The following is a 9,355-nucleotide window of genomic DNA, read 5'->3' as shown; positions in this document are numbered from 1 at the left end:
AGATGAAGGCCTGCAGGGTGATGATCAGGATGTGGAACACAGCCCACGCCCACTGCAGAACAATGCCCAGGCCGCTAAGCCAGAGCAGGCCGCTGCCGAACATCACAGCGATCAGAATGAACACCAGTTCGCCGGCATACATGTTGCCGAACAGTCGCAGAGCCAGGGAAATCGGCTTGGCGATCAGGGTTACGAATTCCAGCAGGAAGTTCACCGGGATCAGCAGGGCTTGAACGAAGATGTTCTTGCTGCCGAACGGGTGCAGGGTCAGTTCGCCGATGAAACCACCGATGCCCTTGATCTTGATGCTGTAGAAAATGATCAACGCAAATACCGAGAGGGCCATGCCTAGGGTAGCGTTAGGGTCAGTCGTCGATACGGCACGGAATGGAATGTGCGGATCACCGCTGATCGCCATGGCGAGCTGAGGAATCCAGTCAACCGGGATCAGGTCGACGGCGTTCATCAGGAACACCCAGACGAAGATGGTCAGTGCCAGCGGTGCAATCACCGGGCTACGGCCATGGAAGCTGTCTTTCACGCTGCCATCGACGAATTCGACCAATACTTCAACGAAGTTCTGCAAAGCACCTGGCTGACCGGAAGTCGCCTTCTTTGCCGCCATGCGGAAAATCAGGACGAAGATCAGACCCAATGCGACCGACCAACCCAGAGTATCCAGGTGGAAAGCCCAGAAGCCCATTTCTTTGGCCTCTGCTGCGGAGTGGGCAAAGCCCCAGCCGCCATTAGGAAGCTGACCGAAGGTCAGGTTCTGCAAGTGGTGCTGGATATAGCCCGAAGCGGTTGTTTCTGCCATGGTTGCCTCAAACGCCCTAAGGTTTCGAAAGTCTTGTTTTCATTAGCAGGGGAGCGAACCAGCTGACCAGTTGGGTCAACACGAAGACGCCGAATACAGCCAGCGGCGCCAATGGCTTCACACCTGCAAAGGTCAGTGCAAACAGCACTGCCGTCAAAATCAGTTTCCCTGCCTCGCCGGCATAAAATGACCGGACGATAGCCTGGGCTGCTCGGGCGCCGGAAAACCGAAAGGCCCTGTGAGCAAAATACATATTGGGCAGCAAGGCTATCAGGCCTCCGCAGAGTCCTGAATATCCGGCTACGACTCCATGCCCGTACCAAAGCGCCAAAGCAGCGATCAGTAAAATGACAAATTGAGCCAATAAAACCGGAAAAACGGCCAAGCGATGGAACGGCAACGTGTTTGGCGTGCGGGTTTCCATCACTCTTGCTCCTCAATGGTCGGCTGCCGGAAATCAATAACTTGGCATAATTTGTGCCGACAAAATGCGCGCAGAGTATAGGGGCGGTTCTGCCCCTATTCAACTGCCGGGTAGTGATTTCCGATCACGCGCTACATAAGCAAATGTTTCAGCGGATGTGGGCAAGGACGCCCTGGAGCTCGTCAAGGGAGTTATATCCGATGACCAATTGGCCTTTGCCTTTCTTGCCGTGGCGAATCTGCACCGCAGAGCCCAGGCGCTCGGCCAGGCGCTGCTCGAGACGGGCGATATCCGGATCAGGTTTGGCTGTTTCGACCGGTGCAGGTTTACCGCTGAGCCACTGGCGAACCAGGGCCTCGGTCTGGCGAACAGTAAGACCCCGTGCGACAACGTGTCGCGCCCCTTCAACCTGTTGATTTTCCGGCAAACCGAGCAAAGCACGGGCGTGACCCATTTCGAGGTCGCCGTGGGACAACATGGTCTTGATGACTTCCGGCAATGCGATCAGGCGCAGCAGGTTAGACACGGTCACGCGGGATTTACCCACAGCCTCGGCCACCTGTTGCTGGGTCAGCTGGAATTCCTGCTGCAAGCGCTGCAGGGCAATCGCTTCTTCGATCGGGTTGAGGTCTTCACGCTGGATGTTCTCGATCAACGCCATGGCGATGGCGGTTTCATCCGGTACATCGCGCACCATCGCCGGGATGGTTTCCTTGCCGGCCTGCTGGCTGGCGCGCCAGCGGCGTTCACCGGCGATGATTTCAAAGCGTCCTCCGCCGATCGGGCGTACCACGATCGGCTGCATTACGCCCTGGGCCTTGATCGAATTGGCCAACTCCTCCAGCGCCTGGGGGTCCATGTCCCGGCGAGGCTGGTATTTACCGCGCTGTATCAAGTCCAGGGGCAGGTGTTGCAGCTCGCGCTCGTCGGCCTGCACCGCTTGTTCTTCAAGCGACGTGACAGTCGGACCACTCAGCAGTGCATCCAGTCCACGTCCGAGACCTCGTTTCTTGACGGCCATGGGGATTCCTTAAGTTGGCTGGGCGGCAGCGGTGCGTGAATTGCGGCGTTGGCGACGAACCATCTCGCCGGCCAGGGCCAAGTAGGCAATGGCGCCACGCGAAGCTTTATCGTAGGCCAGCGCAGGCATGCCGTAGCTTGGCGCTTCGGCCAAACGGATGTTGCGCGGGATCACTGTGTCGTAAAGCTGATCGCCAAAGTGTTCCTTGAGCTGCGCCGACACATCGTTCATCAGGCTCAGGCGCGGATCAAACATGGTCCGCAGCAGGCCTTCGATCTGCAGGTTGGGATTGAGCAACTCGGCAATACGCTTGATGTTATCCACAAGGTCACTCAACCCTTCCAATGCGTAGTACTCGCACTGCATGGGGATAATCACCCCGTCGGCTGCCACCAACGCGTTCAGTGTCAGCATCGACAATGACGGTGGGCAGTCGATCAGGATGTAATCGTAGTTTTCGCGGATCGGCGCCAAGGCGCTACGCAGACGGCTTTCTTTCATCTGCATTTCCAGCAGCACCACTTCCGCCGCGGTCAAATCGCGGTTGGCCGGCAGCAGTTGATAACCGCCATGTTCGGAAAAGTGCATGGCCTGCGCCAGGTCGCACTCGCCAATCAGCAAGTCGTAGACCGAGTTTTCCAGGCCGTGTTTATCCACACCGCTACCCATGGTGGCGTTGCCCTGTGGATCGAGATCGATCAACAGCACCCGACGCTTGGTGGCGACCAGGGATGCTGCGAGGTTGATGCAGGTGGTGGTTTTGCCCACGCCACCTTTTTGGTTCGCTATCGCGAATACCTTAGCCATTCTTGCTTGTGTTCCCAATCATGCCGTGCGGCGCAGTATCAGCAGATGGCGTTGGCCTTGGCAACCAGGTACGGCCAAGGCGTGTTCGCTATCGAGGTGGAAGTCTGCCGGCAATGCTAACAGCTCGTCGCTTGGATGGACGCCCTTCATTGCCAGCCAGCGGGTATCACGGTCGCCGAGGTGGCGAGTCCAGTTGCTGAAGTTCTCCATGCTGCTGAACGCCCGGGAAACAATTCCATTGAAGGGCTGCTCAGGCGTGAAGGCTTCTACGCGACTGTGGATAACTTGCAGGTTATCCAGCTTGAGTTCGAGTTTGACCTGGGTCAGGAAGCGGGTTTTCTTGCCGTTGCTGTCCAGGCAGGTCACTTGGGACTCTGGAAACAAGATGGCCAGTGGAATGCCCGGCATGCCACCGCCGCTGCCCACGTCGAGCCAGCGACCGTTTTCGATAAACGGCATCACGCTCAAGCTATCGAGCAAGTGGCGAGAAACCATTTCGTTGGGATCGCGCACTGCGGTCAGGTTGTAAGCCTTGTTCCACTTGATCAACAGGGCCAGGTAGCCCAGCAGCAATTCGTGCTGGGCCGGGGTCAGGTCGACGCCCAACTGGCGCGCACCTGTGGATAACTCTTCGGCGTGTTGCGAGGTGACCAACGAACTCAAGCGCTTTGCTCCAACTGACGGCCCGCGCCGCGTTTTTTCAAATGGATCATCAACAGCGAAATGGCTGCTGGGGTGACGCCGGGGATACGTGAAGCCTGGCCCAATGTCTCGGGACGAGTTATCCCCAGCTTGCTTTGAATTTCTTTCGACAGCCCGGAAATCCCGGTGTAGTCGATATCCACAGGCAGCTTGGTGTCTTCACTGGCGCGCAGGCGAGCGATCTCGTCCTGCTGGCGGTCAATGTAACCGGCGTACTTGGTCTTGATTTCGACCTGCTCGGCGACCTGTGGATCTTCTGCGCCATGCCCGGTTACTTCGACCAGACCAGCGTAGTCGATTTCCGGACGGGACAGCAGGTTGAGCAAGTTGTACTCGTGCGTCAGCGGCGTGCCGAATTTTTCGGCGATTGCGTCGCCCTGCTCGGTACCTGGGCGAACCCAGGTGCTTTTCAGGCGCTGTTCTTCCAACACGATGCTTTCGCGTTTTTTGCAGAAGGCTTCCCAGCGCGCGTCATCGACCAAGCCCAGCTCGCGACCTTTTTCGGTCAGCCGCAGGTCGGCGTTGTCTTCACGCAGGATCAGGCGGTATTCCGCCCGGGAAGTGAACATCCGGTAAGGTTCCTGGGTGCCCAAGGTAATCAGGTCATCGACCAATACCCCGATGTACGCCTCATCGCGACGCGGGCACCAGCTGTCCTTGCCCTGTGCACGCAATGCAGCGTTGGTCCCGGCCAGCAAACCTTGGGCGCCGGCTTCTTCATAACCGGTGGTGCCGTTGATTTGCCCGGCAAAGAACAGGCCGCCGATCACTTTGGTTTCCAGGCTGTACTTCAAGTCACGCGGGTCAAAGTAGTCGTACTCGATGGCGTAGCCAGGACGCACGATGTGCGCGTTTTCCATGCCGCGAATCGATTGCACGATCTGGATTTGTACGTCGAACGGCAACGAAGTGGAAATCCCGTTCGGGTACAACTCGTGAGTGGTCAAGCCTTCGGGCTCGATGAAGACCTGGTGGCTTTCCTTGTCGGCAAAGCGGTGGATCTTGTCTTCAATCGATGGGCAATAACGCGGGCCAATCCCTTCGATTACCCCGGAATACATCGGCGAACGATCGAGGTTTGCGGCAATGATTTCGTGGGTGCGCGCATTGGTGTGGGTAATCCAGCAGCTCACCTGTTTCGGGTGCTGCTCTTTGGAGCCCATGAACGACATCACCGGGATCGGCGTATCACCGGCTTGTTCGGTCATCATCGAAAAGTCCACAGAACGCCCATCAATACGCGGCGGGGTCCCGGTTTTCAGACGACCGACGCGCAGCGGCAATTCACGCAGGCGTTTTGCCAGGGCAATCGACGGCGGATCACCGGCGCGTCCACCGGAATAGTTCTGCATACCGATGTGGATAAGTCCGCCGAGGAACGTACCGGTGGTCAACACCACGGATTCTGCGAAGAAACGCAGGCCCATTTGAGTGACAACACCGCGCACCTGGTCTTGCTCGACGATCAGGTCATCCGCTGCTTGTTGAAATATCCACAGGTTCGGCTGGTTTTCCAGGGTTTCACGTACCGCGGCTTTGTACAGGATGCGATCAGCTTGTGCCCGAGTAGCGCGTACTGCAGGGCCTTTGCGGCTGTTAAGCACGCGAAATTGAATACCACCCTTATCGGTAGCCATGGCCATTACGCCGCCAAGGGCGTCGATTTCCTTGACCAGATGGCTTTTGCCAATCCCACCTATGGCAGGGTTGCAACTCATGGCACCGAGGGTTTCCACGTTGTGCGTCAGCAATAGGGTTTTTACGCCCATGCGTGCTGACGCCAGTGCTGCCTCGGTACCGGCATGACCGCCGCCGATGACGATCACTTCAAAACGGGAAGGGAAATCCACCACGCACCTCGTGCCTGCTTATGTAGGTAATCAGGAATTGTCTGTTGAAAGAGATTTAGAGCTTTGGCGGCAAGTATAGGGACTTAGCCCTTCCTAAAGAACCCTTTGCACAAAATTTAACCAGCTGTGGATGAATCACAGACAATAGAAATTAAAAGAGAGAAATTTATTAAATCTTTGTTTTTATGTTTATTTCTACTGAGCCTACTTTCTGTGGATAGATCGCTATAAGCCTTTATTTACGTACTGTACAGAGATTCAAAAGTCTGTGGTCATGTACCAATAAGGCCCTTGGATAAGTGCTTTAAGCCTGTGGATTAAACCGAAGGTTATCCACAGATGGGTTTGTACTCAGTTTTCGAGCCCTGTTATCAACTGGGCACAGGGGTGGTTATTCACAGGGCTTAATCCACAGAAATCGACGCAGCGGGTCGAATAGCGCCCACGTAAAGGCCTCCACAGGGTGGGTGATGGGTCAAATAAAGGGAGGGGAACGCTGAAGAAGGAGAAACAGACAGGCGCGAATTGCCTGTCTGTGGACAACGAGGGAATTATTTACCGATACAAAAACTGGAGAAGATCCGTCCCAGCAAGTCATCGGAGCTAAACGCGCCGGTGATTTCTCCCAGCAGTTGCTGCGCCTGGCGTAGATCCTCGGCTAGCAGCTCACCCGCCCCCGCCAAGGTGAGCTGGGCGTGTCCGTGCTCCAACGCTGCGCTGGCGTGTCGCAGCGCTTCCAGATGCCTGCGACGTGCGCTGAAGCTGCTTTCAGAGGTCTGCTCGTAGCCCATGCAGGCTTTTAGGTGATCGCGCAGCAACTCCAGGCCATCGCCAGCCGATTTTGCGCTCAAGCTGATGGTGACATGCCCGTCAGCGCTGGTTTCCAGTGCAATGGCCTCGCCCGTCAGGTCTGCTTTGTTACGGATCAACGTGACTTTGGCCGGGTCGGGACGTTGTTCGAGGAACTCTGGCCACAGTGCAAACGGATCCACCGCCTCAGGTGCAGTGGCATCCACCACCAGCAATACACGATCCGCTTCGCCGATCGCCTTGAGCGCGCGTTCCACACCGATTTTTTCCACCTGGTCATCGGTATCCCGAAGGCCAGCGGTATCGACCACGTGCAGCGGCATACCGTCAATGTGGATATGTTCGCGCAAGATATCACGCGTAGTGCCGGCGATCTCGGTGACGATAGCGGCCTCACGGCCCGCCAGGGCATTAAGCAAACTGGATTTACCGGCATTCGGCCGCCCGGCGATCACCACGGTCATGCCGTCACGCAGCAAGGCACCCTGCCCGGCTTCACGTAGAACGGTGGATAACTCTTCACGGACTTTATCCAGCATCGCCAGCACATGGCCATCGGCAAGGAAGTCGATTTCCTCTTCCGGGAAGTCGATAGCGGCCTCTACGTAGATACGCAAGCTGATCAATTGCTCGGTCAGGTTATGCACACGTAGGGAGAATGCCCCCTGCAATGAGCGCAATGCGTTGCGTGCAGCCTGTGCAGAACTGGCCTCGATCAGGTCGGCAATTGCCTCAGCTTGTGCCAAGTCGAGCTTGTCGTTAAGGAACGCGCGCTCGCTGAATTCCCCCGGTCTGGCAAGGCGACAACCCAACTGCAGGCAGCGCTGCAGCAACATATCCAGTACGACCGGGCCACCGTGGCCCTGCAACTCCAGGACATCTTCACCCGTAAAGGAATTCGGGCCCGGGAAGTAGATGGCCAAGCCTTCGTCAAGGACGCTTTCGTCAGCATCTAGAAACTGACCGTAATGGGCATAACGAGGCTTCAACTCCCGGCCACTGATAGCCTTGGCGGCGATGCCGGCGAGCGGCCCGGAAATTCGAACGATGCCGACACCACCGCGACCTTGAGCGGTAGCGACAGCAGCGATGGTTTCACGAGGAGCGCTCATCAACAGTTTCCAGAACAAAAGTGACGGAATGCAAAACGCCCCACTAGGGGGCGTCTTGAGTGGTTATCCACAGAGTAAATTACGCCGCAGCTTTTTTGGTAGCCGCTTCGATTTTACGAGTGATGTACCACTGTTGGGAGATCGACAACACGTTGTTGACTACCCAGTACAGAACCAGACCAGCTGGGAACCACAAGAAGAAGAAGGTGAAGATGATTGGCATCATTTTCATTACCTTGGCCTGCATCGGGTCCGGCGGAGTCGGGTTCAGACGCTGCTGGATAAACATGGTCGCGCCCATGATGATCGGCAGGATAAAGAACGGGTCTTTGATCGACAGGTCAGTTATCCACAGCATGAACGGCGCCTGGCGCATTTCCACGCTTTCCAGGAGAACCCAGTACAACGACAGGAACACAGGCATTTGTACGAGAATCGGCAAGCATCCACCCAACGGGTTGATCTTCTCTTTCTTGTACAGCTCCATCATGGCCTGCGACATTTTCTGCCGGTCATCACCATGTTGCTCTTTCAGAGCGGCCAGTTTCGGAGCAACGGCACGCATGCGCGCCATCGACTTGTAGCTGGCAGCCGACAGAGGGAAGAAGATCCCTTTGATCAGCATGGTCAGGAAGATGATCGAGAAGCCCCAGTTACCCACAATGCTGTGGATATGTTGCAGCAGCCAGAAAATCGGCTGGGCAATGAACCACAGAATGCCGTAATCCACGGTCAGTTCCAGACCTGGGGACAACTCTTTCAGCACAGCCTGGCTTTTCGGGCCAGCGTACAGAGTAGCGCTGGTTTCAGCCTTGGCACCTGGAGCGACGGTCAACGCCGGGCCAGTGAAGCCAATGATGTAGTTGCCTTGGCTGTCCTTGCGGGTTTGAACCAGGTTGGCATCACCCTTGTTAGGGATCCAGGCGGTCACAAAGTAGTGTTGCAACCAGGCGACCCAGCCACCTTGTACGGTTTCTTTCAGTGCGCCCTTGTCGATATCTTTCATCGACACTTTTTTGTACGGCTCGTTACTTGTCCACAGGGCTGCGCCCAAGTAAGTCGCGGTGCCGGTGGCAGTGCTGGAAGAAGGGTCGGCGCTGTTGTCACGCTTCAGTTGGGCAAATAGGTTGCCGGTCCAAGGCTTGTCGCTTTCGTTGTCGATCAGGTAAGTGACCTTCAAATCGTACAAACCGCGGGTAAAGCTGAAACGCTTGATGTAATTGACGCCTTCGTGACTGAATTTCAGGTCGACGTTCAACTGGTTCTGGCCATCAGCCAGTTGATAAGTCTTCTGTTCGGTCGAATAAACCGGACGACCGGTAGCACGAGCATCCGGACCGTTGGTGCCGGTCAAGCCACTTTGTGCCAGATAAGTACGTTCACCACCGTTATCGAACAGTTGGAACGGAACATCCGGGTGGTCTTGGCGACGTGGATACAGCGGCAGCTTCAGCTGGGCGATATCACCACCTTGTGGATCGATAGCCAGGTCGAGCACATCCGTTTTGACGTGGATGAGGTCTTTGTTGGTGACCACTGGCGTTTCTAAAGGGGCGCTTGTCTCGCCATTCGCGCTGGGAACATCGGCACTCGCGGACGCATTGTTACCCAGCGGGGTGTCCGGAATAGCCGGCGCAGCCTGGTTGGTAGCAACATTCTGAGTCGGCAGGGCAGCCTGGCCATAGTCCTGGTTCCACTTAAGAACCATGACGTAGGACACGATTGCCAGGGCGACGATCAGGATCGTGCGTTTAATATCCATGATTACTCGGCCATCGAAGAAGAACGGGAGGTAGGGATAGGTGGAACCGG

At 56.4% G+C, this 9,355-nt stretch carries 8 protein-coding genes; all 8 read right to left on the bottom strand.

Annotated features, from left to right (window positions below):
- Window positions 1–817 (bottom strand): F0F1 ATP synthase subunit A (gene atpB / locus CFE47_RS30665; protein WP_286820031.1); only part of this gene is annotated, 817 nt, incomplete at its 3' end.
- A 16-nt stretch (window positions 818–833) separates the two neighbouring features.
- Complete coding sequence (locus tag CFE47_RS30660) at window positions 834–1,241, bottom strand: F0F1 ATP synthase subunit I (RefSeq protein ID WP_003177069.1); 408 nt, start codon at window positions 1,239–1,241, stop codon at window positions 834–836.
- A 148-nt stretch (window positions 1,242–1,389) separates the two neighbouring features.
- Window positions 1,390–2,262, bottom strand: coding sequence for a ParB/RepB/Spo0J family partition protein (locus CFE47_RS30655; protein WP_016970690.1), 873 nt, complete (start codon window positions 2,260–2,262; stop codon window positions 1,390–1,392).
- A gap of 9 nt (window positions 2,263–2,271) precedes the next feature.
- Window positions 2,272–3,069, bottom strand: a complete 798-nt coding sequence (locus CFE47_RS30650; RefSeq protein WP_185709609.1) for a ParA family protein — start codon at window positions 3,067–3,069, stop codon at window positions 2,272–2,274.
- Window positions 3,070–3,087: 18 nt separating this feature from the next.
- Window positions 3,088–3,732 (bottom strand): 16S rRNA (guanine(527)-N(7))-methyltransferase RsmG, encoded by a 645-nt coding sequence (rsmG, locus tag CFE47_RS30645; RefSeq protein WP_071490884.1) that lies wholly within the window; start codon window positions 3,730–3,732, stop codon window positions 3,088–3,090.
- On the bottom strand, window positions 3,729–5,621 hold the full coding sequence (gene mnmG, locus CFE47_RS30640) for a tRNA uridine-5-carboxymethylaminomethyl(34) synthesis enzyme MnmG (RefSeq protein ID WP_286842874.1): 1,893 nt from the start codon (window positions 5,619–5,621) through the stop codon (window positions 3,729–3,731). Before mnmG ends, rsmG begins: the two co-directional genes overlap by 4 nt.
- 551 nt (window positions 5,622–6,172) lie before the next feature.
- Complete coding sequence (gene mnmE, locus CFE47_RS30635; RefSeq protein ID WP_286842871.1) at window positions 6,173–7,543, bottom strand: tRNA uridine-5-carboxymethylaminomethyl(34) synthesis GTPase MnmE; 1,371 nt, start codon at window positions 7,541–7,543, stop codon at window positions 6,173–6,175.
- Window positions 7,544–7,622: 79 nt separating this feature from the next.
- Window positions 7,623–9,305 carry a membrane protein insertase YidC gene (gene yidC, locus CFE47_RS30630; protein ID WP_286842879.1) on the bottom strand — a complete coding sequence of 561 codons (1,683 nt, stop codon included), beginning with the start codon at window positions 9,303–9,305 and terminating at the stop codon, window positions 7,623–7,625.
- Window positions 9,306–9,355 lie beyond the last annotated feature (50 nt).

Origin of the sequence: Pseudomonas sp. PGPPP1, assembly GCF_002255865.1 — a bacterium.
GTDB classification, from domain to species: Bacteria; Pseudomonadota; Gammaproteobacteria; order Pseudomonadales; family Pseudomonadaceae; genus Aquipseudomonas; species Aquipseudomonas cremoris.
The sequence above is the reverse complement of the archived record's forward strand: the minus strand, read 5'-3'. Positions and strand labels throughout refer to the sequence as shown.